Raw genomic sequence first — 25,161 nt, 5'->3', positions numbered from 1 at the left:
TTACCAAGGATGGAAAATGGCAAACTAAATAAAAGTAAAATAAAATTGTTAGTGGAGTGAATTAAAATAGATAAAAATAAACTTATTTCAGTTATAGAATTTTATTCAAATCTCCCCATAAGTCAAGCTATAAATATTGATGATTTTGAATTATTAGGCTTAGATAGTTTAGCTAGATTAGGTTTATTATGTGAAATCGAAGAAATTCTCGGAGTAAATTTATCTAGTGAGGGATTCGAAAATATTAGAAGAATTTCAGATATACGAGAGATAATCGATATACTTGGTTATGAAAGAGTGAAAAAGCTATGAATATTATTAGATACAATTTTAATTCATTTAAAAAAATCCTATTAACGCATTACAATTTGATACAACCTAAAAAACCAGTAATTAGAGAATGGAATAAAGAACTTTTGTTTATAACAAAAGTTCCTCCCACTATTGGGGGAGTATCCACTCAGGAGTATTGGCGGATTAGAGAGTTAGCAAATAGAGGATATAAGGTGAGAGTGGTTACAAATACTAATGAAGAAATCGGGAATCCTCGTGCAGTCAATTATAGTATATCTGATTTAGAATTGCTCGATTATAAAAACCCAATATCTGGTGGCTTTCTAAAGTTTTATTATACTGAATCCTATGACCATACGAGGCATAAACATTTTCCTGAAGACAAAATGTCTCAATCCAAATTAGTTGGGCTCTCTCTTTATGTAATTGATAAGTATAAAAGTTCAGTTATATTAAGTGGATACTTAGAACCTTATGGTGCAGCTGCTAGCGAAGTAAGTAATTTAACTGGAGTACCTATTTATCAATATAGTGCAGGGAGTGATTTGGAAAGATTAACAACTTCTCCAGAACTAGCAATCCGCTATGAATATATATTTCAAAACGCAGACTTAGTAGGTACATCCTGGGAAAATTTTTCTAAATTTTTAAGCTTAAGTATTCCCTTGCAAAAGTTAACTTTAACTCCGCCACCAATAATGCTTTATGAGAAGGAAAGGAAAAAAGAAAATAGATATATATTAAAAAACAAATCGCTAACTATTGGGATTTTCGGAAAATTAAACAATTATAAATCATTAAGGGAATTATCAAATGTCATTATTGACTTAAATAAAAATGGTAAGAATGTTTGTTTAAAGGCTAGCTTTACTTATAATGATGATATTGACGATGAAACAAAGAAATTACTGAATTTTATGGAGAGTAAAGGTTATTTAGCAAATGTTTCCCCGTTTAAACCTTGGGAAATTAACCAATTTCTTAATGACTGTGATCTAATTTCCTTGTTAGAAAGGAATTTCAAGGTATCAATTCATACACCAATCACATTTTATGAAGCAATGAGTGCGGGTAAGTTGGCATTAATTTCAGAGGAATTTTTTCTTAAGTTACAAGATAGGGAGAAGTACAGCGAAAATAATTATCTATTAATTAAGGACAATAACTTCTCCCAAAACTTATATAAGGCAATTGAAAAATTTATAGATAACCCTCCAAATTTTACGAATGATAATAATTTTGATTTTAATTTAAATAATTCTATAGATGATTATATTAGAAATATTGAATATTTAGGACAGAATGTTTCTAAAATTAATAATAGAAATATATTATTTGAAAATATAGTAATCATTTGTTCGTATTTTCCTTATACGATCTCCTATATTTTAGATAAATACGAAACATTTGATTATTTATTAATAAGTGATTACCATTCTGAATATTCCAATGTTATAAAAAGTGGTTACAATAGAATTTGTAAAATAATAAAAAGGATAAAAGACCCAATTGCATCTGAGCTTTTAAAAATAGAATATAGTAAAATTATAGCGTTGAAGAGTTTTAAGAGACAAATATCCTCTTATTCAAATAGAAGAATTAATTTTTCAATTGAAAATACCGTTATACGAATTTGCTCTAAACCAGTAATTTTAAGTACTAATATCGATCTAAAATACTTATTTAGTAGTATAAAGGATAAAGAAATAAAAATAAAAAAGCATAAAAAGACATTTTATTATTTAATTACTGCACAAACTCCTTTAAACAGTAAATATATATTAATAGATGAAGACTTAAAAGATAACATTGAAAGACTATTACAAGATTATCCAGATTTAACTAAAGATTACGGCAAATCGATAGATTTTCTAGAAAGTCATGGATTTTTAACTAGAGATATAGATATGGGGAGGAAATAAAATGATGGATATTGGGTTTAATAGAGACAGAATATCAAAAAGGACTAATGAATACTTGAACGGTATTTTTGAAGATGAATTATTTACTAAATTATCTCAACGGATTTTGTATTTAAAAAAGGAAAAACAAAATATATGTTTAATTAATCAACAAATATTAGAATTAAAGAGATTTCTTTTACTAAAAGCATTAGTACCAAGTCTTGAAATGTATAGTCCATCAATAGATAATTTATGGCACGAATCGATTCTATTTACTAAAAATTATAACGAATTTTGTCATAAACTTAAAGGAGATTTTATTCATCATAATCCAAATTTACATTCGACTGTTAATATAATAGGTCGCTATTGGTTTGACTGGTTGTATCTATTTCTTTTTAAACCAAATCAAATAGGTTGGAAATCTTGGAACGGATTTATGTTACAAAAACTTAGTGAATCACAAATAAAAGCTTCAAGTTATAACTTAATTTTAGAAATTAAAAATACAAATTTAAAAGGGGATCAGAAATACCATTTAACAGAAATATCAAAATTATTAATTGAAAAGTTAAAAGATTCGAATAGTGAAATGAGCATAAACTAAATGAATTCTATAAATATTTTGAATCTAACTCAATTATATTATGGACCAAAAAGAGTCTTTTTTGTAGATAATAATATTGAAGTACAAACCAATTTACCGAATTTATTTATGCATTTCTCGCATTATTTTAACTATGTTTATAACATAAGTTATAACAATACACTTAATGAAAATAGGTTTAAATGTCATATATTATATAAAAATGATTTTGAATTAATTAATTTAATCAAATTGTTAGAGAAGGATGGTAAAAGAAAAGGTAGTAAAAAAATTAATAGTTTGGATTTTTCTATTATTGAAATAAATAAAAAAAAAATCTATATTGATTCGAAAACTTTAATTATATTCCATGAAGATAATAGGACAAATGAACTTTTTATTATAGGACCCTACGATTTTATTTTTCCTTTTTCTAGGATGTATATCAAAGAACATATTCTATATAGTAAAGAACTCGCTAATCATTGGTATTTAATAAGTTCTTTGGCTTTTAAAAATAAACTAAATGAAAATATATTGTTATTAGGCAAAGTAAACAATAAAATTAAGAAAAATTTATTGGAGTATCACCTTTCTGGGGAAATATGTATTCTTTCGAGTAGATTTACTGCTATAAAAAAATATGATAATACAGTAATGTTTAAAAGGTTACCAGAGCTATTTACTATAGAAAGAAATAAAATTGAAAACTATGAACATCGAAGAAATTTGAAAAAAAGTATTTTTAATACAAAAAGACATTATAGGTTTAATTTGAATCCTAATAATAACTATATAAATAAAGAAAAGTTAAATTTTATATCTTTAAGTCCCTTATTAGACTATAAGAATCCCCAAAGTCTAAGTTTAAAAAATAAAATTAACATATTGAATAATTATATAGAGTTTAAAGGTCGAAAAAGCCACTTAATTAATCCTCAAATAGATGAAAAAAATCTTAGAGATAGTATAAGCACCTTGGCAAAATTAAACTTCTATAAACTTATGGATTGAAGGAATTGGAAATGAATAAAAACTTTTTCAGAAATATTAAAGTATTATTTTGGATACTTGAGTATTTAAGACCGTACAAGAATAAGGTAATCTTATTTATTTTGCTTGGGCTATTTTCTTTATCAATTGAACTTATTATACCAAAGTCAATTCAATATTTAATAGATCATATTATACCTTCACAAAGAAAGGCTTCTTTTGTTTATTTTGGATGTGCATTTGTGGTTTTTTCAATAGTTTCATTGGTTTCAAAATGTAAAACAGAAATATATAAACGTCAAATTCAAGAATTAGCTATAAAAGATCTTCGAAGTGACTTCTTAAGCTATTTAAGTTCTTTAAATTTTAAAGAACTTGATAATATGAAAAGTGGCGATCTTTATAAAAAATGTATTAATGATATTAATTATATTCAAAAAGTTTATCGTTATTATTTTCCGACAATAGTTCAAACTTCAATTTTTTCTTTAATAGCTATTACTTTAATGCTTTATACTAATTGGATTTTAACATTATGTACACTTCCATTTCTTTTACTATATTTAATAATTGGTCCTTCTATTGAAATTAAAGCAGATATATCTTCAAAGAACTTTTCATCCTCAGAAGGTAGTTACATAAATGCATTAGAAGAAACTGTTTCATCTATTAGTAATATTAAAATGTATGGTGGATTCGGATGGATACAAAAATTTCTATTAAATGAATTAGAAGTAAATAATAAGTGGAATGAAAAGAGATATTTTTACGGATTCTTAAGAAGTAGTATAAGAAGAACTATATTCAGAATTGGATCAATTTTTATATTAGCTATTGGTATCTACTTAGTTAGAAATGAATCTTTAACACCAGGTGAGTTTGTCTCATTCCTTCTTATATATTTTAGTTCAATGTGGAGAATTACTAGAATAATTACTATTTGGAATGAAGTAATATTGTTAATGAGACAGGTAGATGAGCTTTATGTAATGATGAAGAAAAGTGTACCAATTAAACGTGATAAATATGGGGATAAGGATGTAACATCTGGCAGTATTTTAATTAGTGATTTGAATTTTTCATACAGTAATAAAGAAGTTCTTAAGGAAATTCATTTGAATATAGAATCCGGAGAAAAAATATTAATAGTAGGGAAAAGTGGAACAGGAAAATCCACTTTATTGAAGATTATTGCAGGATTATACCCAATTAATAAAGGCATAATTAAGGTTGGAAATTATAATATTGACGAAATTTCCTGGAATAATTTAAGAGAAAACATTACATTTATGTCTCAAGATGTTCTTCTATTTAATGAGTCTTTTATTGAGAATATTGTTATAGGTACCAATAAGGAAAACAATTTAGATAGCGTAAAATTAGCTGCTAGAAAAGCCGAATTACATAATGAAATTATGCAAAAAGAGAAAAATTACCATTTTGTAATTGGTGATGGAGGAAAGTTTTTATCTGGAGGACAACGCCAGCGCCTATCTATAGCTAGGAATCTATTGAAAAATCCAAAAATAATTTTGTTAGATGAACCTACTTCGTCTTTAGATAAGGTGAATACAGATAAAATATTTAAAACAATATTTAAGGAATTTGAAGGAAAAACAATATTAGTTGTTTCTCACGATAAATTACCTAAAGTTCAATTCGATAGAGTGTTCGAAATAAAGGAAAAAAAAATTATAGAATTAAGATCATTAGTAGGTGAAGTACATGATTAGTTATTTACGAGTTTTATTACTCAATAGTAAAAAAGGGAGATTCTATTTCTTTTTACTGCTTTTCTTTATCCTTATTGAAGTCTCTATCTTAATTCTATCAATGCAATTTCAAAAACTTATAATTGATCATATTCTGAATGATAACCTCAATCATTCAATTGCTATCCTTTTACTATTAGGCATTTTTTATGTTTTTCATGCAATTCTAAGCGTGATAAACCCATGGTTACAATCTAAAACAAGTAGTTTAATTAAGAGTAGTGTAATTGAAAAATATTTTAAGAATTTTTGCGACGATAATGAAATTAGCATGGATTTTACTAGTAAACATTCAGGAGAATATATTCATTTTTTGAATGACGAAGTCACATTAGTAGTTAATTGGGTTTCAGGTGATATTCCCGATTTCTTCAAGTCCATTGTTACGGCATTAATGATTAGCATTTTTGTCCTGAGTATAAATATTTATTTATTTATTTTTATATTCTTCTTTGCTGTATATAGTGCTTTTTTAAATAAAAGTTTTTCTGCTAAAAGAAAAAAAATATTCTCTACTGTATTTAAGGAAAAGAAAAAATTAAATGTTTTTTTGAAGGATTCTATTTATTCTCTTAAAGAAATAATCATAATGAATAATAAAGAATGGGTAAACAAAAAATTCCAAAATTACTATAAAGATTATATGCGTATTTCATTTAAAGAAGGTAGTATAATAGCAAAACAGATAGGTATTCAAGAAAGTATATCTCTAATAATGATATTTATTATAGTAATGTTTGGTGGATATTTGGCTTTTGAAAATAAAATTACAATAGGTGGTATTGTTATTTTATATCAACTTATATTAGAGCTGAATGAATCATATCAAAACACTTTTAAATATTTTTTACAGCTCAAGTCCAAACTTGGAATTGTTGAAAATGTAGCTAAAATTTATTCGAAATTAGAAGTGAAAAACTCTCAAGAATTTGAAGATTTAAAAAACAAAGAATCATTTTCTATAAAATCCATTGAATTTAATAATATTGTTTATAGTTATGAAAATCAAACTCATAAAGTGATTGAAGGAATTACATTTAATATTAAAAGTGGAAAAAATCTGTATTATCTTATTGGCCGTAGCGGCTCTGGTAAAACAACATTAATTAATCTAATGTGCAAATTTATCCAGCCCAAACATGGGCAAATTTTCTTAAATGAAATTGATTTGCAAACCATATCACAGAAGCTAATAATAAAAAAAATAAGTGTTGTCTTCCAACATCCCATAATTTATACGGCAACCATTAAAGATAATATATTAATGGGTGAAAATGCAGATGTTAAAGATGATAGTATTATTGAAGTTTTAAAAGCTGTAGACTTTTATGAAGATATAGTTAATATGTCAGAAGGAATTAATACAATAATTAAGAGCCGCGGCTCAAATCTTTCGGGTGGACAAAAACAAAAGATAGCAATAGCCAGAGCATTAATAAGAAATACAGATGTATTAATACTGGATGAAGCAACATCAGCTATCGATTTTACTTCTGAGAGACATATTATAAATCAAATTAGAAATTTAAGATTGAATAAAATAACAATACTAATAACACACAGAATTGAGGATATTTCACATCAGGATAAAAAAATTATTTTAAATTAATCTACTTAAATACAAAATAATATAAAATGAAAGGAAATAAAATTAGCTGGAAGAAGTAATTAAAAATAATTGTTTATTGCAAAATAAAAGTGCAGAGCTTTTGCAATGCAGGGTCCTGCACTTTATTTTATAAGTGCATAAAATAAGACTTTCCTGTCACCCCAAATCCCTCTACTGTAATGGTGTCGAATCATTTACAGAGTGGAGGAATATGAAAGGATACTAGCTTCATTGTATCAAAAACTTGAGAAACAACAAGGGTTTATCTATATCTAAGATCCAAAAAATACTTGGTATTAACTGGAGAACAGCTAAGAAGTATGGGGATGATGAACAATTGCCTCAATCTAAAATTGATTACAGCCGGGTGATTTTACCACCCTTGCCATGTTTTTTACCAGTCTTCACCAATAAATGTACCACACAATGCCAATTCGTTTACCAAGCATAGAAAAACCCTACAGATTACTAGCTTAATAAACTGTAGGGCTTTTCTTTTACTGACTGTTGCTAATTAGAATTATTTTTAAAATACTCTCTAATCATTTTTTTGCCCCTCAAATATGTCCTGTTCATTCCATTCCTGTGGAAAAGGTTCCTTTCCATAGATATCCAACTGCTTTTAGTTCCTGGGGAAATGGGTACCAGTTTTTGTATCCGACATAGTAGAAGTATTCCTCTAACTTCCGTAGTTCTTTTTTAGTCATTACTGCCATATTAGAGTGCTCTACCTAGTCCATGGCGCTCACGCATGGATAATTCGATCTAAAATAGCTTCTGCTATCGTTTCATTCCCTAATCTCATATGCATCCTCTAGGATCAATTTGCGAACAGAAGATAGTTGAAGCTACTTTATGGCGAGATTCTGCGATTTCTAGTAAGATTGCTGCTTCATCCGTTGATAAATCTGTCAGTAACCATCCATCCAAAATAAGTAAATCGACCTTCGTGTATTTTTTGATTAATTTACGATAACTTCCGTCCGCAACTAATTTTGCTAGTGACAGTTCATCTAGTAACTCTGGCAAACGGATGTATTTAATTTTATAGAATTGACGACAAGCAGATACTCCGAATGCACTAGGTAAATAAGATTTACCTGAACCAGTGATTATTGCAGATGAAATGAGCCACTTATGCGGAGCTTTGAGCCAGTCATTGCGGAATGGAGAGCCATTATAATTAGAATCACGAAAGCCTCTTGTATAATTATGTTGCATGCAATTAAGCATGACACTAATATACGGGAGGTTTTTATTAAGGTTAATTGTCGTAAGATTCTGTAACTTCATTTTAAAGGAATCAGTCAGAGGACCATTAGTTCTAGTACTGGACATTCAAGGAATACCGTTTCTGATGTCGTTCAACGTGCCAAGAAACTCGGTGTGGAAAGTTTGAACGATACAATGACTAATCCATGGTTAGAAGCTTTTCTTTTTCCAGAGAAACAAGCTATGGAGAAAGGATACTTTCCAGTTGATTGGGAAAAGGTTAATAAGGAGTTACAAAAAAAGAATGTCACCTTGACTTTATTGCATCATGAGTATGCGACAGAAGCACGTGATGGTGGAAAAATTCCATATGCCTATCTTACTTTTTGTGAAAACTATGGAAAATATGCGAAGAAATATAAGTTAACAATGCCTATTCGAAGATAGCCAGGTGAAGTCATGGAGGTAGATTGGGCTGGATATACGCTACAAATGATAGAGCGTTCAACAGGAGAAATGATTCCAGCATATGTTTTTATTGCGACCTTGCCTTATAGTCAATTCGCTATGTTGAGGCATTTTTAGATATGAAGTCAGCTAATTTGCTTACTGTTACATCCATGCATTGGAGTATTTTGAGGGAGTTCCTGAAACACTGGTTCCCGATAATTTAAAAACAGGTGTTACGAAAGCACATCGAGAAGAGCCTATTCTGAATGAAGCCTATCGTGAATTTGCAGATTATTACCATACTATCATTGTTCCGAGCCGTATTCGCAGTCCAAATTTAGTTAATTAAGAATCGAACAACTTTATTATCAGATTCGAAGATAAGAATAATTATATTGATACAAAATTAACCACTTTAAATAATCCTTCCTACAATATATCGTAGGAAGGTTCTTGTTTTTATGTTCAAAAAAAAACGTATTTATTATCTCTATACAATTGGAGAAAAAGCAAATGAAAAATTCATTGTCAAAATTATCATTTCAACCTCACTTTTCTTAATAAAATTAAGAAAAAAATAAAGGATGATAATTTTGCTAATAAAAAAATCTAAAAATAATAAACACTCTCTTGTTTACAAAACATCTACCTTTTATACTGAGAAGCATCTAGTTAAACTCACTTATATAAATAAAATCACCTTTAATGCTGCTAATGGAAAAAAAACAATTGAAGTTTTATGGTCAAATATAAAAGAACTGCCGTTATCAAAAAATATCTCATAGGTTATCAAATAGAAGACTGAAAGAAAAATTTAAAGTTATTTCAAAAAAGTCGGGTAGAAATTTTTAATTGCGTTTAGTTATAAAAAGGGAACAAGAAAAAAATATAAAGAGAAAAATAGTAGGGATAGTAGTTATATTTATAAACGCGCAGCCTGAAGGTAGCGCGTTATTTTTTTAAAGGCTGATTTCGTATTATTAATAATATAATAATAAGTAGTAGTTATCGTACTTGACGATAAGTTACTACTCGTTTGTTTTCCGTATTCTACTTTGCTACACTTAACCTAAAAAGCAGGTGATAGCATGTGTGGTCGCTTTACTTTATTTACCGACTTTGGAACAATTATTGACCGCTTTAATATCGACTCAGCAATTGAAGAATCCCATTATAACCCAAACTATAATGTAGCTCCCTCTCAATCCGTACTTTCTGTGATCAATGATGGTGAAAAGAATCGTCTTGGATATTTACGTTGGGGATTAATTCCTCCCTGGTCTAAAGATATGAAAATCGGTTATAAAATGATTAACGCTCGTTCAGAAACAATTGCCGAAAAGCCAAGTTTTCGTAATGCCTATAAAAAGAAACGCTGTTTGATCCTTGCTGATTCTTTCTATGAATGGAAACGTACAAATGAACGTAAAATTCCTATGCGTATAAAACTTAAAAATAATCAACCATTTGGTATGGCTGGCTTCTGGGAATCTTGGAAATCCCCAGAAGGAGAAATGGTATACTCATGTTCTGTAATTACCACTCAACCAAATAAGCTAATGACTGAAATACATGATAGAATGCCAGTCATATTAAAACCTGAAGATGAACAATTCTGGCTAAATCCAACAAATACCGATACTAACTCGTTAAGTAAATTACTTGTTCCCTTTGACTTTGAACAAATGGATGCTTTTGAAGTTTCAAATGATGTTAATTCTCCAAAAAACAATTCACCTAACTTAATTCAGCAAATTTGTTAAAAAACAACAAATACTTATAGTGTTGTGTGAAAGCATTTATTGACGACAGTGAATTTGTGTTCAAGTTTAAATCTAATTCGAATAAAACGATTCTAGAGTCGAATTTTAAAATAGATGCTGCTGGAAAGTTAGTTATGAATTATGTATCTGGAAATTATAGAAATCTATGACTGTGATGTATCTTCAAGTATAAAAGTATATTTCATTTTTTTTTGTAAACAGACTGTCCTGCTCGAATAACTGACGATATCTTTTGAAACTATTGAAAATAATAGGATAAAAAGTTAAAATTAAATCAGATTATTTTTCTATTTTGGATTTTTCTTTTACTTAGTAAATGTAGAGCCTTTGGGTTCAGTTTTAATAGCAGCTGTGCTATTAACTGTCCTGAAGGCTTTTTTTTATGAAAAAAGTAAACGACAAAAAAGAAAATTAATAGAAATGAAACAAAATACTCACTAGGAGGGAAAGGTTTTGACGACGACTAAATTATTTGATTCTAATGTCTGTAGGAGGATTACATATGTATAAAATCACATGCTTTTGTCCTCTAGAACCTACAAAGTTAGAAAGCTTATTAAAGGGTATAGGATTTTCAAGTAAAAAAAGATGGATTGGAATGGTATTTTGAAGATATAGTTTTTCGTATTGAACCATTTAAAGGACATTCTAATCAAAGAGAAAAGGGATATAGAGTGTATTTTAATGGTAATAATACTATGAGCTTTGCTTATATGTTTGACCTTTCATTAGGAACTTTAAATACTACAATTACCTGTATTGAGTATATGTTAAGTGAGGAAGGGAAAAACTCTAATGATTGGCTATCACTTTTAGATAATAATCCATCTATAATTACTATTGACACAAGGGGTTTCTATCAAAAAAACAGTATAAATATAATTGTTACTAATAATACTGTAGTGTTCCAATTGAGAAGTAAAAAGAATACAAGCTTAAAATTAATAAGCGGGTTAAAAAGGATCGAAGAATTGGTTGAATATATTATTCCAACCACTTACGATCTTTTTTCATTTGAGGAGGAATTAGCATAATGGTTGATTTTTATACTAGTAAACATTTCTATCAAATTCGTGAAAATATATTATTGATTGACGGAAAAATAGAAGAAAAGGGCAATATTTCTGTATATCATCTTATAAAAGATGAACCCGCTTTTATTAAAATATCTCAAAAAGGCAATATACCAAAAATAATAAAAACAGAAGATGTATTATTCGTTGATAATTCATCAGAAATTTATCATGGCCAAAAAACAATTAAGAAACATTTTCTCGTGTCGGTTCTACTTAAATTTAATGAGTAAGAAAGATATATAACTACAGATATTTTGGCTGCTAACGAGGACCATGCAAAGAGAATTATCAAGGTAAACTATAGTATGTTTCATATTTTAAATATAAATGTTAAGAATGTGAACATTGTTAGGTTATTCAATAATATCCAATAAGGAAAAGGGAGAAACCACTATTACTATTATCACTAGTAGTGGTTTCTTAATGAAAAAGATTTAATTGACATACTTAATAAACGTGGATGGGATTATATAATCGAAAAAAAAGGAAACATTAGATTTATTTTAGAGAATCAAGAAATTATATGTTCTAAAGTGGACACAGAAGGCATTAAAAAAATCATACTTGATATTATAAACTGGTAAACTAGCAGGATTGCATTAGAGGGGAGAAAATCCTTTTAGAACAATTATTATAGATTTTAGATAAGAAACCTTTCTCTTATAACAGAAGCGCAAATAACAGCTATTTTGTAAGTTAGAGAGTATCTAGAACACATCCTTGACACTAAATCTATATTGGAGGAAATAAGATGTTATTAAAACATGTAGAATTAGAAGATATTGAAAATAATGATGGTTGGACTAATAAAGTTGACATTTATGGTTATGAAAATAAGGTATGGGTAATGGCTCATGGTTTTTTTAAAGAATACCCTACTAGGGATTTTGAGAATACAAAAAATAAAATTGATAGTATTATTGCTAAATTAAAAGAGGTGTCTTTTAAAATAATTTATATCAAACAATATTAGTACTAAACAAAGGGTATGGATAATATAATTTATCTATACTCTTTATTATATATAAATTATCTAGCTTTCTAGTTTTAATATTTTAACTTATTTTTAATAGTTTTAGATGTTTTAATATTTTATCGTAGCTTTAAACCCTTGGTACTAATAGGTTAATAGTAGACAATTATAGCAAAATTGGGATAAAATATAACATTTTTAGGATGAAATATAGCAATTTTGGGACGAAATATAGCAAATTTAGGGTGAAAATGTAACATTTTTGGGATAAAATATAACATTTTTAGGATATGTAGTTACCTTAGTTTTATAGTTTTAATATTTTAGGTATCTGATGAACCCTTGATATATCTGTGTTTAATGATAGTAAATATATCATATTTGGGATAAAAAATAACGTTTTTGGGATAAAGTATAACAATTTTGGGATCAAATGAACAAATGATATTTAAGCACGTTACATTTAGTTGATAATTTAAAGACATCTTTTATAAATTGCATTTCTTAAATTACTCGAGTCCACAGGATCTTTAAAATCATAATGATATGCATATATTTTTTATTAAAAAATATATTTAATACGCTCTTAAAAATTACTACTAAAAAACATCCCAAATATGTTATCTTTTTTCAGATTTTGAATTATAACATATTTGGGATGTTTTTTCTTTTAATAATTGAACTATAAAATTTTTGGGATGCAGTGTCTTTTGAAAAAGGAACTATAACATATTTGGGATAGTGTTATCTTTGGATAAGTGAACTATAACATATTTGGGAATGTTATCAATGGAATGAGTGAACTATAACATATCTGGGGTAGGGTCATCTATGGAAAAAGCGAAACTATAACATATTTGGGATAATGTTATCAATGGAATGAGTGAACTATAACATATCTGGGGTAGGGTCATCTATGGAAAAAGCGAAACTATAACATATTTGGGATAATGTTATCTATGGAAAAAGCGGAACTATAACATATTTGGGATAGTGTTATCTATGGAAAAAGCGGAACTATAACATATTTGGGATAGTGTTATCTATGAAAAAAGCGGAACTATAACATATTTGGGATAGTGTTATCTATGGAAAAAGCGGAACTATAACATATTTGGGATAGTGTTATCTATGAAAAAAGCGGAACTATAACATATTTGGGATGTGTTATCTACGGAATAAGTGAACTATAACATATTTGGGATAGTGTTATCTATGAAAAAAGCGGAACTATAACATATTTGGGATAGTGTTATCTATGAAAAAAGCGGAACTATAACATATTTGGGATAATGTTATCTATGAAAAAAGTGGAACTATAACATATTTGGGATAATGTTATCTATGAAAAAAGTGGAACTATAACATATTTGGGATAATGTTATCTATGAAAAAAGTGGAACTATAACATATTTGGGATAGTGTTATCTATGAAAAAAGCAGAACTATGACATATTTGGGGTAGGCAAGTTTAAGATATTACCAATTAGAATATTCTGAAATATAACAGTTAATAATCTTTTGTTATATTTCACTTTCTTTTCTCTGAAAATAATGTCATAATTTGTTTAAGATTACAAACTTGTTAGTAGGTGATAGTTTGATAGAAACAAAGCAAGTTGAATTTAAAGTAAATGATCTAATCATCCAGTCTAATGATTTAATAGAGGCTTATTATGATAATGAATTAACCACTTTAGAGCATAAGTTTATTCGATATGTTGCTAGTAAAATTAAGAAAAATGATTCCCAATTTCCAGACTACACAATTACTGTTAAAGAATTTGCAGAAGTCATGAATGTTAAAGGAAATAATTATCATAGTCAGGTAAAAGAGTTAGCTGATGATCTAACAAGAAAAAGAATAAAGATTCGCTCGTCTAATGATAAAATGGGATGGTTTCCATGGTTTAGCGCTATTATATATGATAATGGTACTGTTCATGTTTCTTTTAATCCAATAATTAAAGATTATTTAATTAGCTTAGACAGTAGATTTACAGGATATTCATTTGATGATATAAAAAAATTAAAAAGTGGATATACAGTGAGAGTTTATGAACTGTTAAAACAGTATGAGAAAATTGGAAAAAGAACAATAGAGCTAGATGAACTTAAAAGGATGATTGGAGTAGGGGATAAGTATCCTGTATACGGGAATTTCAAACAACGAATATTAAATGTTGCAAAAAAAGAATTAGAAGCAACTGGAGAATTATACTTTTCTTTTAAAGAAGTCAAACAAGGTAGAAAAACAGTAGCAATAGATTTTAATATTCATAAAAAAAGTCCTAAACAACAGACTCCTCTTTCAAAAGAAGCACAAGAATTTATTGAATCAGTAAAGAAATCTCTATATATTCATGGTATCGCTATTTCTGATAAGAAAATTCTATCCTGGAAAAAGTATGGAATAGAATTAATTTTAGAAGTTTTGGAAGAAATAAAGCATAGAGACATTGAAAATTATGAGAATTACATATCAAAAGTGTTAAAAAGTAAGTATGAAAATAAAGATGTTGATCCTGATATAGGAAAAGAGGAAAATACTAGCAAAGAAGTAATAGATGATATAAATGAAATAGATGAATCTCTATTAAATCTTGCTCGTCAAAACATCGTTGCAAAATATGCGCCTGGTAAGGAATTAATTCCAGATTATTTTCTAGAAAAAGAAGTAATTCCATTTTTCATGAAGTTCATGAACGTTAGTGAAAAAGTTGCAAGTGAATTATGGGAAAAATATAAAACAATTATTATGTATCAAATTAAAACCAAAAAAGATGAACAATTACAGAAACGATATAATAGATAACATAACAAAAAATAACTCAATGGGACTACCCCAAATATGAAGGTAAATCAAAGTTACCTAATATTTGGAGTAGTCTTTTTTGCGAAGGAGACTGAATAATGAGAAAGGAAAGAATACATTCAATTGATATTATAAGAGGATTTGCAATCTTAGGCATAGCTTTTGCAAATATATTACCACTAAGTGGTCCTCATTTATATGAATCCTCTCCAAGTAGTATTTGGATGGATCCTATTGATAAACTAGTAGAATCGATTTTATTTATCTTCGCTGAAGGTAATTTTTATTCCCTCTTCTCTATCCTTTTTGGTTTTAGCGCAATTATTTTTATGGAGAACGCAGAAGACAAAGGATATAATCCTTACTATTTATTCTCAAAGAGATTATGGATACTGTTTGCAATTGGATTTTTACATGCCTTTTTCATTTTTTATGGAGATATACTCATGATATACGCAGTAATCGGTTTGTTCTTACTTCCTGTATATAAAGTTCCTGGTCGTGTTATGATGCTGCTGATTGGTATATTTATGATTCCAATGTTGTTTGAATTAATTAAGATACTGTTATTTGATTATCAAATTGCAGCTGTTGATTATAACTTATTACAAAATGTGATTATTAATTATCAAACAGGGGGAAGAATTGCATTATTACAAAATACTGTTGATTGGTTAACGATTTACTCTATAGAAAATCTTCCATCTTTGTTCTGCAGTATTTATCCAATGTTTTTGTTAGGGATGATATTAGGAAAAAATAAAGCATTGATTACTAATATTAAGGGAATCCACAAATTAATGTGGGTGATAAGTGGTAGTATTGGTATTGCAATAAAAACATTAGCAATAATATATTCTGACTCCTACTTTTTAATAAGACTTTCAGAAATTTTTGGTAATATAAGCATGTCCATATTTTATGGTTTATCTATTCTGTTATTACTAAAAAAAACAGGAAAGCATTTCAAATTAATTGCTAATATAGGAAAAACATCTATGAGTAATTATTTATTCCAAACAACATGTTGTTTTTTCCTGTTTAAAGTATTTAAGTTATATGCACAAGTTTCACCTGGTCATTTAGTTTTTCTTTCTATAGCTTTAATATTCATACAAATATTATTAAGTAATTGGTGGTTAAAAAAACATAAGCAAGGACCCATTGAATCGATATGGCGTAAGTTAACTTACTATAAAAGGACTCCTTCCTATAATAGGGTTGATAAGAAATAGATATAATAGTAGAATGAAAATGTAACTATTTTATATTTTTAACATTTTAGCAGCCTTTTATCGGCTAGCAGTTTAGATATTAAACGCAGCGTCCTTTGGGATGATTTATTGAGTATTACACTTTATGTGTAATTCATTAAACCATCTCTCAGGGCGCTTTTTTGCGTTTTATATAAATAATATATTGAGAGGATGAAGAAAAATGATGAAAGAAACAATTAGTAAGGGGCCAGTTTTACAAGGAAATGTATTTGAGGAAAGTAAAAGAAAAGCGGAAAAAATTATTGCTAGTAAACCAATCTTACATTCTCGTCATAGTATCGAGATCATTTTGCCAGATGGGGAACGAAGAATATTTAAAGCTAAGTCAGTGTCAAAAGAACATGCATTTAATGAATTCTTAGTATTTATTGAGTGTTTAGAGCAAGGAATTAACTCAAAAGTAATGTGGAGGTATAAAGGCGATAAGGTTTATCATTTTAGTACAACTATCAACGAAAAACCTTCTACAATTACACGCTTAAAGAAAGCGATAATGGGATATTTTTTTGATATTGAATAAGAGCTATGAGGACATTTACATTTAATTAAGAGAGGTAGATTTATTATGAGTAGATATAACGACGCAAAGGAATATATTAAGTATTTTGGGGAGAATGACACTAGTCTTCCACATTTACTGGCTATTATTGTCGGTGAAACCGTATGTGACTCAACGATCGATACTTTAGGTGAGTTAGGTTTTAGTGGGATTTCTCAATTATCTGAAGAGGAGCTATTGAAGTTCGAAGGAATAACTACGGAAACTTTATTTAGAATAAAAGCACTAAATGGAATCTTAAATATGGTACCAAAATTTGATTGGCAATCGGAATTTAAAATATCTTCTAAATTTGATGTAATTGAATATGTGAGAGATATTCGTTATAAGCAGGATTCACAATTAGATCTTTTATTTTTAAATAAGAATAATGTGGTTATAGGCAGACAAAATATTGTTAAAGGGACTAGAACACTCAATAAAGACTTAGTTCATTTGGCATTTCGACAAGCAATTAAAAGAAACGCTTCAAAAATAGTAGTCTGTAGTAATGAACCTGCAGGTTATGCAGTTTTAAAAGATGAAGACTATTCTTTATTCGACTATTTTTTATCTATATCCAATCTAATGAATGTTGAGGTACTTGATCATATTATTTTGGGTAAAAAAATGTGCGTTTCTATTGCGGAAGAGATTACGAATAAGTCCAAAGGAGAATTAGCATGAAAAACCAATGTAACCTAATAGGCCGATTGAGTAGAGATCCTTATTTAGCAGGTACAGAGGAAAATCCAGTCTGTTTTATGACACTTGCTGTAAATCGAAACTATAGAAATCAGCATGGAGAAAGAGAGGCAGACTTTATTCCAATTAAAGCATTTAAAGAGAAAAAGTTAGCTACCACTTGTCATAATAATTTACAAAAAGGTAGTTTAATTGCTGTTACAGCACGTTTGCAAGCAAAATTTAAGGATAATAAAACAGAAATTGAAATCATTGCAGAAGATATAGTCTTTTTAGATTCAGGTAAAAGGAGACTGAAGACTGAGGATGATGGAGAGAATAATCACAAATATTCATATGAGGAGAATTATCATCAAGAGGATATAATGCCTTGGGAAAGATAATATTGAGTAAACGTTCATTCTAATAGAATGGGCGTTTTTTCATGATTAAAAATAGGAGGAAATAACATGTCTCATATAGGTAACAAACGTGCGACACGTTGAGCTATAAATGACATTAAAAAAAGTCGTGAAAAGCTCGGATATGGGATTGCAAATTCATATCTAACTGTCATTCCAAACTATGAAATGAGGGAACTAACCACCCCGAAGCATAGTCACTAAGACTCCTACATGCGTCAACTCCCTCCGAAGGATTTGAGGTGTGAAGCTAGGTAAAGTCGATTGAAGTTGGTCCCAATGCTGTTATATGTAATGGTTCAACGATAAATCGGGTGTCTATAAAATATATATGGTGAGAATGTCCTTGTAACTGACGAACTTTCGAATGTACACAACTATAACCTAGATGATTAGGAATAATCATCGCCGTATAAAGCGGTACTTGTGAGGATGAGTAAGAATGTTTGTTATGAAAATCCTTAGCAACAAAGAAGGGTTGCTCCAGCAAGTAGTTGTAAAGAAAGCACCTAAGTATATATGAACAGATAGGAATGATTGGAACGTGGAAAGCGAGTAACGTGGAGGTTCGGAGACTTTTGAAGCGTTCATACGGAAAAGAGCAAATCTATAACGTGTGTTAATACTCGTGATGGTGGTGGCATGGTACCGAAGAAACAGGGATAACAAACTGTGGAGGGAAGGCCACTAGTCTAACGGAATTAAACAGAAAATTACTAGGGTAAGCAATCGGTTAGGACAAGTAGGCAAAATCCTTTTAAAGGAGAGTAGCGAACTTACCAATGAATGATAGTGTAAGATATTCCGAATATTATTTAATGCAACCAATTTTTGATAATCTATACGCCAAATCAAAAGAAAATTTTTCATTTTCTAATCTCTATGAACTAATTATTAGTAGAGACAATCTACTTTTAGCATATAGAAATATCAAATCCAATACGGGCAGTAAAACTGTTGGAACAGACGGATTAAGTATCAAAGATTATAAAATAATGGATGAAGCTACCTTTATCAATAATATCCGAGAAAGGTTAGCCAACTTCCACCCTAATAGTGTACGTCGAGTTTTCATTCCTAAAGCTAATGGAAAGGAAAGACCGCTTGGCATACCTACAATGGAAGATAGACTTATCCAACAATCCATAAAACAGATACTTGAACCAATATGTGAAGCGAAATTCTTTGAACATTCCTACGGTTTTAGACCAAACCGCTCAACACATCACGCTCTTGCAAGGATGCTAAACCTTATAAACGTAGGGAAAAATCATTATGTTGTTGATATTGACATTGAAGGATTCTTCGATAACGTCAATCACAACAAATTGATTAAACAACTATTTTCTTTAGGTATTAAGGACAAAAAGCTCCTGGCAATTATTAAAAAGATGTTAAAAGCCAATATTGAAGGTGAAGGGATACCAAACAAAGGTGTTCCACAAGGTGGAATACTTTCCCCTTTACTCTCAAATGTCGTTCTAAACGAACTCGACCATTGGGTAAGTGACCAATTTGAAACCTTCGACATTAGCAAACTAGGAAGTAAAGATACTCGTAAATACCGCTTTTTGCAGACCAAAACAAACATGAAGCAAGGCTTTATTGTTAGGTACGCAGACGACTTTAAAATCATCACAACTTCATATAATGAAGCGAAAAGATGGTATTTTGCAGTACAAAATTTCCTTGAAAAGAGACTAGGTTTAAATATCTCGAAAGAAAAATCGAAGATAACTAATCTCCGCAAAAGAAAATCCGAATTTCTTGGATTCAAAATTAAAGGGGTTAGGAAAGGAAAAAGAATCGTAGCACATAGTTTCATCAGCGATAAAAAGAAACAAGATATTATACAATCCTTACGCGAAAGAGCTAGAACACTATATCGTTCTAACACCCGAAAAGAAGCATATGAATACAACTCTTATATTAGAGGAATTCATAACTACTTTTCTGCTGCATCGCACGTTAGCGTTGATATGAAAGAAATTGCCTACAAAACTTACCGAACTATATGGAATAATCTTTCAAAAATTAGTGAATCAGGCAAATGTGAAGTGAAAGGATATGAAAGATACAATTACACTACCTTTTCCATCAAAGAAGTACCTTTAATTCCTGTTTCAGCGGTGAAATCTATCGTGGTGAAACAATTTCAACAAGATATTAATGACTACAGTCCGAAAGGTAGAGAGCTAAATAGTAAAGTCAATCTCATGTATAACATTCAAAAAGCTGTGCAACAACTAGCGAAAACTTACATTGAGAAAAGAAGCATTCAATACAATGATAATCGTGTCTCAAAGTTCAGTGCCAGTAAAGGCAAATGTTTTGTTACAGATGTGGACCTAACTAGAGACATTCACAACTATCATTGCCACCATATTACACCTATATATTTAGGTGGAACTGACGAATACGAAAATTTGGCTGTACTTCATAAATTTGCTCATATCTTGGTTCATGCTACGAAAGAGGAAACTATAGAAAAATATATGAGGTTGTTGAATATAAACGAATATCAACTAAAGAAATTAAACAAGCTTCGTAAAGCTTGCAAACTACAACCTATTAAAGACTAGTAAACTGTATAACCAGTTAGATGGGGCGCCGTATGAGGTGAAAGTCTCACGTACGGTGCTAACCGGGGGAAAAGTCGGAGATTACATCAAAGACTTACCTATCGGAACTAAAAGCAGGTTTTTTTGCAACACCTGAAACACAAGGTGAATATATCATTAAATTACTAAATGTCGAAGGTAGTGGTGTTTGGTTTGATCCCACTTGCGGAGAGGGAGAGATTCTAAATCAACTTGCAGCTGCCTTTAATAATGAAGAGACTATTATTAATACTTATGGAGTCGAACTTGATAGAAGACGTGCTGAACGCGCTTCAAAGCTTTTGAATCATTGTATAAATGCCCCTATAGAATCTATGGTAATACAAAATGAAGCTGTGTCATTCTTATTTCTTAATCCACCATATGATTTTGCATTAAAGGGGATGGATGATTCTTCAGCCAAAAGAAAAGAATGGGTTGAATTAGAAAGGAATTATAGATATCTAAAAGAGAATGGAATATTGATATATATTATTCCTTCATATCGTTTTGCAGATCAAAAAATTTCTAGGTTTTTAGCAACTAACTTTAATGAAGTTGGCATTATGCGATTTTCAAAAGAGGATTATGAAGACTATAAACAGTGTATTTTTATTGGAAGAAAAAAGGCAGGAAAATATAAAGGAATTAATGAAAAATTATATGATTTTTTATTAAGAATGGATTCCGAGGAATTTATATTAAAGAATGTAAATACGATTGATCAGATTGTAACTAGAGAATTTAAATGGAATGTACCAAGCGGTTATAAAAACTTATCTACATTTTATACAAAATTGGCAAATAAAGACGATTTTGTTGAAAGTATTAGAGAGAGTAAAGGATTCGAAGCTTTTATGAATAGAACCAAGCCACGCCAATTAAGTATAGGTGGAGAACCTATTCTGCCGCTTAATCAAGGGCAATTGTCTTTATTATTAGCAAGCGGAGCGATTAATGGTGAGCTAGGTGAAGGCGAAAATTATCATTTAGTACAAGGTCTTGAATCCGTTTCTAAAATTGTGGATGAAGAGGTAAAACATCACGACAATGGCAGCAAGACTGTAATAACTAAAACCAGAACAAAGAGGGATGTATCTGTAAAGATAATAACTCCAAATGGGATGATAAAAAAATTAGTGTGACGGTGATTGATATGATAAAAATTTTAGAATTATTCGGAGGTATTGGGGCCCCAAGAAAAGCTTTATTAAATCTGGGGGTTGATCATAAAGCTATAGATTATGTAGAGATAAAAGAAAATAGAGTACGTGCTTATAATGCTCTATATGACCATGCTCATAAACCACAATCCGTTGTTGGATGGAATCTGAAGCCGGATATCCTTATCCACGGATCTCCCTGCCAAGATTTTTCAAGGTCAGGATATAGAAAAGGTGGAAATATAAAGACTAAGACTCGCAGTTCATTAATGTTTGAAACGCTTAAAATTATAGAAAATATGGGGAAGTGGAAACCAAAAGTTGTAATTTGGGAAAATGTAAAAGGCGTTTTAGATAGAGACCTAATTGGCCCGTTTAACTCTTATATTCAACAAATGCGTAAACTAGGATACACAAATTCTTTCGATGTTTTAAATGCTGTTGACTTTGGTATTCCACAGCAAAGAGAAAGAGTGTTTTGTATATCCATTTTTGGAAAAGAGGCATTTGACTTCAATAAATTAGAAAGAACCCCAATGCGTCATATTAGTGAATTTTTAGAGAATAAAGTAACTGGCTCTCAGTATTTGGTTAATGTTCCAAGTATGTTGAGTAGAATAGAAGAATTTAACCCAGTAAAGGAAACGGATAAGTACAAACGTAGATTATCCGTAATAGAAGATTATTGTTGGACTATAACAGAAAGACAAGATCGATGTCCTAACGCTGGAATTATTAGATTAAAAGATAAAGTGGGATATAGATATCTAACTGAAAGAGAAGTATGGAGATTAATGGGTTTTGATGATAAAGATTTTGAATTAATCTTGGAACAATTCCCTTCTAGAAAGGGTTGTAGAAATGCTACTCTTTACGAACTAGCAGGAAATAGTATAGTAGTCCCAATTTTAGAAGCAATTTTTAAAGTTATTCTAAAAGAGGATTTTGCAGAAGATTTACTAACAAATACAAAAGGGCAATTAGAGTTGATTATTTAAAAATATAAAATGGAAAAAACGGATTAGATCTAATATTCTAATCCGTTTATTAGGAGGATATAAACATGAACTCACAATTAAGTATTTTTGACCTTAATATTAAGAAAGTTAAAGAAATAAGAACAGAAAAGCAAATTGATAAGAATGTTGCATATGACGTTGGAGACTTTATTACTGGTTCTAGAAAAGAATTAGATAAAATAAAAAGAAGATTTCAGGAAAATCATTCTGAGGAAGAATTAGAAAACATAGAAAAGCTTAATCCGCTTCTTTCAGAGGAATTAATAACCAAAAGAGAATTAACAAAATCTTTTTCTCTGAAGCTTGAGAAGGAAAATGGTGTAGAACCAGGAGTTGCTAAATTGAAGCAATTAATTATTAATAGAATAGATAAGGTTCCCGCTGTTCAAACAAAAGAGGGAAGAAGAGACTTTATGTTAGCAATCCAAAGTTTCTTAGAACTTATTAATAAAGTGAAAAAGTGGGACGATGTTTCAGACTTTATTGTTGGTTTTTCCAAAACGCTTATATTAGAAAGAAATAAAGAATCAGATACAAATTTCTTTATTTTAGGGAAAAGCTTCTTAAAATTTTTTCTGAGGGCAGGATATAAATCATCTATTAATACAGCATCAAAAATAAATACATGGGACGATATCTTTGGGAAAAAGGAAAATGGCGTAAAAGGTACAAAAAAGAAAAATAGTAAATGGGAAAGAGTATTACCAGAAAGACCTGATAGAAGAGGTGGGAAACCAAGCGCGGTAAAAAAGCCAGAAGATTTGGTGGAGTTGTTTGGATTTCGAGGAGTGCAATTTGGCCATTATATGGATGATGAAAAAGGCATGGAGCATTTAGTTCGAGCTTCAGAAGCAATTTTGGATTTAGCAGATGTACTTGAAATTGATGTTACTTCTTTATCTTTAGATGGAACACTTGGACTAGCGTTTGGAGCAAGAGGAAGAGGCGGAAATGCATTAGGTACTTATGAGGCTCTATCAAGAGTTATTAATATGACAAAAAATAAAGGTTGTTTAGGAATTCTCGCCCATGAGCTATTTCATAGCATTGATCACTACATTTACATTAAAAGTCATAAAAATACAAGTAGTAGAGGATATGGAACAGAATGTAATACACTAGGTGAACAAATACCTTCTCAAATAAAAAGTGCCTTAGAATATTTATCTGAGAGTTTAAGAGAAGGAAATGGAACAGCATATTTCATAAACACAAACAAAGATGATGTTACTTATAGAGGAGTTGCTTTAAAAAGAGATTATGAACGTTTTAACGGAGATATAGCATTAGCTATAAAAAAAGAATGTACTATTCAGCAAGATAGCATAAATAGAAGACTTGATTTTTCTCAGTATTATGGAGCATCAGAAATTTCACTAAAGAAAGAAAAAGAAAAACTCAAAAGAAGGGCAAAAAGAGAAGTTAAAAAATATGCATTGGCTATGGCTTGGTATCATGAAAAAATTACTGGAGAAAGAGTTGAAAGAATGCCTTATCCAACTGATAAATCACAATATTACCTAAATGCAATCGAGTTAGACGATGGAAATGAATCTAAATATTGGAGTAATATTATTGAAATGGCTGCAAGGGCGTTTGAAGCTTACATTGCAGATAAACTATCAGCAACTAATAGACGTAATGACTATCTAGTGTATGGGACATCAGATGAGATTGCTTTTCCTCAAGGAAAAGAGCGAGAAAAAATAAATAAAGCTTTTGATATATTATTTGATACATTAAAGATCAATGACATATTATAAATCAAAAAATATAAGAAATCCAAGATATCTAGCTCAAGATACCTTGGGTTTCTTTTTTATATAAAAATTACTATTAACTTCTTTATAACTCTAACTTTAGACCCTAACATTTTGTTTATTCTTTATATATACTTTATACTATAGTTTTATTATGATGATGGTAAAATGATAACTAATAGCCAATTTAATTGAAGAGTGAATAAATAAATGGAGTGTCCAAAGGACTT

The 25,161-nt window shown here is 29.6% G+C and carries 22 protein-coding genes and 1 pseudogene; 22 read left to right on the top strand and 1 reads right to left on the bottom strand.

The annotated features are described in order from the left end of the window. Positions 1–60: 60 nt before the first annotated feature. From NiCM35_RS20675 to NiCM35_RS20650, 6 genes are read left to right on the top strand one after another with little or no spacing between them, the layout of a single operon-like run. Positions 61–312 carry an acyl carrier protein gene (locus NiCM35_RS20675; RefSeq protein WP_152116569.1) on the top strand — a complete coding sequence of 84 codons (252 nt, stop codon included), beginning with the start codon at positions 61–63 and terminating at the stop codon, positions 310–312. Then, on the top strand, positions 309–2,216 hold the full coding sequence (locus NiCM35_RS20670; RefSeq protein WP_152116563.1) for a glycosyltransferase family protein: 1,908 nt from the start codon (positions 309–311) through the stop codon (positions 2,214–2,216). Before NiCM35_RS20675 ends, NiCM35_RS20670 begins: the two co-directional genes overlap by 4 nt. 1 nt (position 2,217) lies before the next feature. After that, positions 2,218–2,805: a UCP032817 domain-containing protein gene (locus tag NiCM35_RS20665; RefSeq protein ID WP_152116564.1), complete on the top strand. Its 588-nt coding sequence runs from the start codon at positions 2,218–2,220 to the stop codon at positions 2,803–2,805. Next, positions 2,806–3,798, top strand: a complete 993-nt coding sequence (locus NiCM35_RS20660) for a hypothetical protein (RefSeq protein ID WP_152116565.1) — start codon at positions 2,806–2,808, stop codon at positions 3,796–3,798. A gap of 11 nt (positions 3,799–3,809) precedes the next feature. Then, positions 3,810–5,510 carry an ABC transporter ATP-binding protein gene (locus tag NiCM35_RS20655; RefSeq protein WP_152116566.1) on the top strand — a complete coding sequence of 567 codons (1,701 nt, stop codon included), beginning with the start codon at positions 3,810–3,812 and terminating at the stop codon, positions 5,508–5,510. Beyond that, the gene (locus NiCM35_RS20650; protein ID WP_152116567.1) at positions 5,503–7,158 is read left to right on the top strand and encodes an ABC transporter ATP-binding protein; all 1,656 of its coding nucleotides are present in this window, start codon (positions 5,503–5,505) and stop codon (positions 7,156–7,158) included. The genes NiCM35_RS20655 and NiCM35_RS20650 overlap by 8 nt, the downstream gene beginning before the upstream one ends. A gap of 717 nt (positions 7,159–7,875) precedes the next feature. Here NiCM35_RS20650 and NiCM35_RS20645 read toward each other — a convergent pair. Then, positions 7,876–8,268, bottom strand: a pseudogene (locus NiCM35_RS20645) (ATP-binding protein); the annotation flags it as partial. A 285-nt stretch (positions 8,269–8,553) separates the two neighbouring features. On the opposite strand from NiCM35_RS20645, the gene NiCM35_RS20640 reads away from it, so the two are divergent. From NiCM35_RS20640 to NiCM35_RS20565, 16 genes are all read left to right on the top strand, one after another. Beyond that, positions 8,554–8,817, top strand: coding sequence for a hypothetical protein (locus NiCM35_RS20640; RefSeq protein ID WP_226793873.1), 264 nt, complete (start codon positions 8,554–8,556; stop codon positions 8,815–8,817). A 12-nt stretch (positions 8,818–8,829) separates the two neighbouring features. After that, on the top strand, positions 8,830–8,955 hold the full coding sequence (locus NiCM35_RS20635) for a hypothetical protein (protein WP_264298280.1): 126 nt from the start codon (positions 8,830–8,832) through the stop codon (positions 8,953–8,955). 40 nt (positions 8,956–8,995) lie between these two features. Then, positions 8,996–9,169 carry a hypothetical protein gene (locus NiCM35_RS20630; protein ID WP_193224693.1) on the top strand — a complete coding sequence of 58 codons (174 nt, stop codon included), beginning with the start codon at positions 8,996–8,998 and terminating at the stop codon, positions 9,167–9,169. Positions 9,170–9,908: 739 nt separating this feature from the next. Beyond that, the gene (locus NiCM35_RS20625) at positions 9,909–10,583 is read left to right on the top strand and encodes an SOS response-associated peptidase (protein WP_152116568.1); all 675 of its coding nucleotides are present in this window, start codon (positions 9,909–9,911) and stop codon (positions 10,581–10,583) included. A 614-nt stretch (positions 10,584–11,197) separates the two neighbouring features. Then, positions 11,198–11,638, top strand: coding sequence for a hypothetical protein (locus NiCM35_RS20620; RefSeq protein ID WP_016205247.1), 441 nt, complete (start codon positions 11,198–11,200; stop codon positions 11,636–11,638). After that, complete coding sequence (locus tag NiCM35_RS20615; protein ID WP_016205246.1) at positions 11,638–11,910, top strand: hypothetical protein; 273 nt, start codon at positions 11,638–11,640, stop codon at positions 11,908–11,910. Before NiCM35_RS20620 ends, NiCM35_RS20615 begins: the two co-directional genes overlap by 1 nt. Positions 11,911–12,431: 521 nt before the next feature. Next, a complete protein-coding gene (locus tag NiCM35_RS20610) occupies positions 12,432–12,653 on the top strand; it encodes a hypothetical protein (protein WP_016205245.1) in 222 nt (73 codons plus the stop codon). Positions 12,654–14,217: 1,564 nt separating this feature from the next. Next, entirely contained in the window at positions 14,218–15,468 is a 1,251-nt protein-coding gene (locus NiCM35_RS20605; protein WP_084668800.1) for a replication initiation protein, read from the top strand. A gap of 98 nt (positions 15,469–15,566) precedes the next feature. After that, a complete protein-coding gene (locus NiCM35_RS20600; RefSeq protein ID WP_152116078.1) occupies positions 15,567–16,703 on the top strand; it encodes a DUF418 domain-containing protein in 1,137 nt (378 codons plus the stop codon). Positions 16,704–16,905: 202 nt separating this feature from the next. After that, entirely contained in the window at positions 16,906–17,265 is a 360-nt protein-coding gene (locus NiCM35_RS20595) for a DUF6018 family natural product bioysynthesis protein (RefSeq protein WP_016205242.1), read from the top strand. Between the two features lie 45 nt (positions 17,266–17,310). Then, a complete protein-coding gene (locus NiCM35_RS20590; protein ID WP_152116077.1) occupies positions 17,311–17,970 on the top strand; it encodes a JAB domain-containing protein in 660 nt (219 codons plus the stop codon). Continuing rightward, positions 17,967–18,371 (top strand): single-stranded DNA-binding protein, encoded by a 405-nt coding sequence (locus tag NiCM35_RS20585; RefSeq protein ID WP_016205240.1) that lies wholly within the window; start codon positions 17,967–17,969, stop codon positions 18,369–18,371. The genes NiCM35_RS20590 and NiCM35_RS20585 overlap by 4 nt, the downstream gene beginning before the upstream one ends. Positions 18,372–19,171: 800 nt before the next feature. After that, entirely contained in the window at positions 19,172–20,971 is a 1,800-nt protein-coding gene (gene ltrA, locus NiCM35_RS20580; RefSeq protein WP_016205239.1) for a group II intron reverse transcriptase/maturase, read from the top strand. Positions 20,972–21,051: 80 nt separating this feature from the next. Then, entirely contained in the window at positions 21,052–22,134 is a 1,083-nt protein-coding gene (locus tag NiCM35_RS20575; RefSeq protein ID WP_222125405.1) for a DUF6094 domain-containing protein, read from the top strand. 11 nt (positions 22,135–22,145) lie between these two features. Continuing rightward, positions 22,146–23,150 (top strand): DNA cytosine methyltransferase, encoded by a 1,005-nt coding sequence (locus NiCM35_RS20570; RefSeq protein WP_152116076.1) that lies wholly within the window; start codon positions 22,146–22,148, stop codon positions 23,148–23,150. A gap of 65 nt (positions 23,151–23,215) precedes the next feature. After that, positions 23,216–24,934 carry an LPD1 domain-containing protein gene (locus NiCM35_RS20565; protein ID WP_152116075.1) on the top strand — a complete coding sequence of 573 codons (1,719 nt, stop codon included), beginning with the start codon at positions 23,216–23,218 and terminating at the stop codon, positions 24,932–24,934. Positions 24,935–25,161: the final 227 nt, after the last annotated feature.

The organism is Niallia sp. M35, assembly GCF_050971705.1.
Lineage (GTDB): Bacteria > Bacillota > Bacilli > Bacillales > Cytobacillaceae > Niallia > Niallia circulans_A.
Note: the sequence above shows the minus strand (reverse complement) of the source record. Positions and strands in the feature narration are given on the sequence as shown.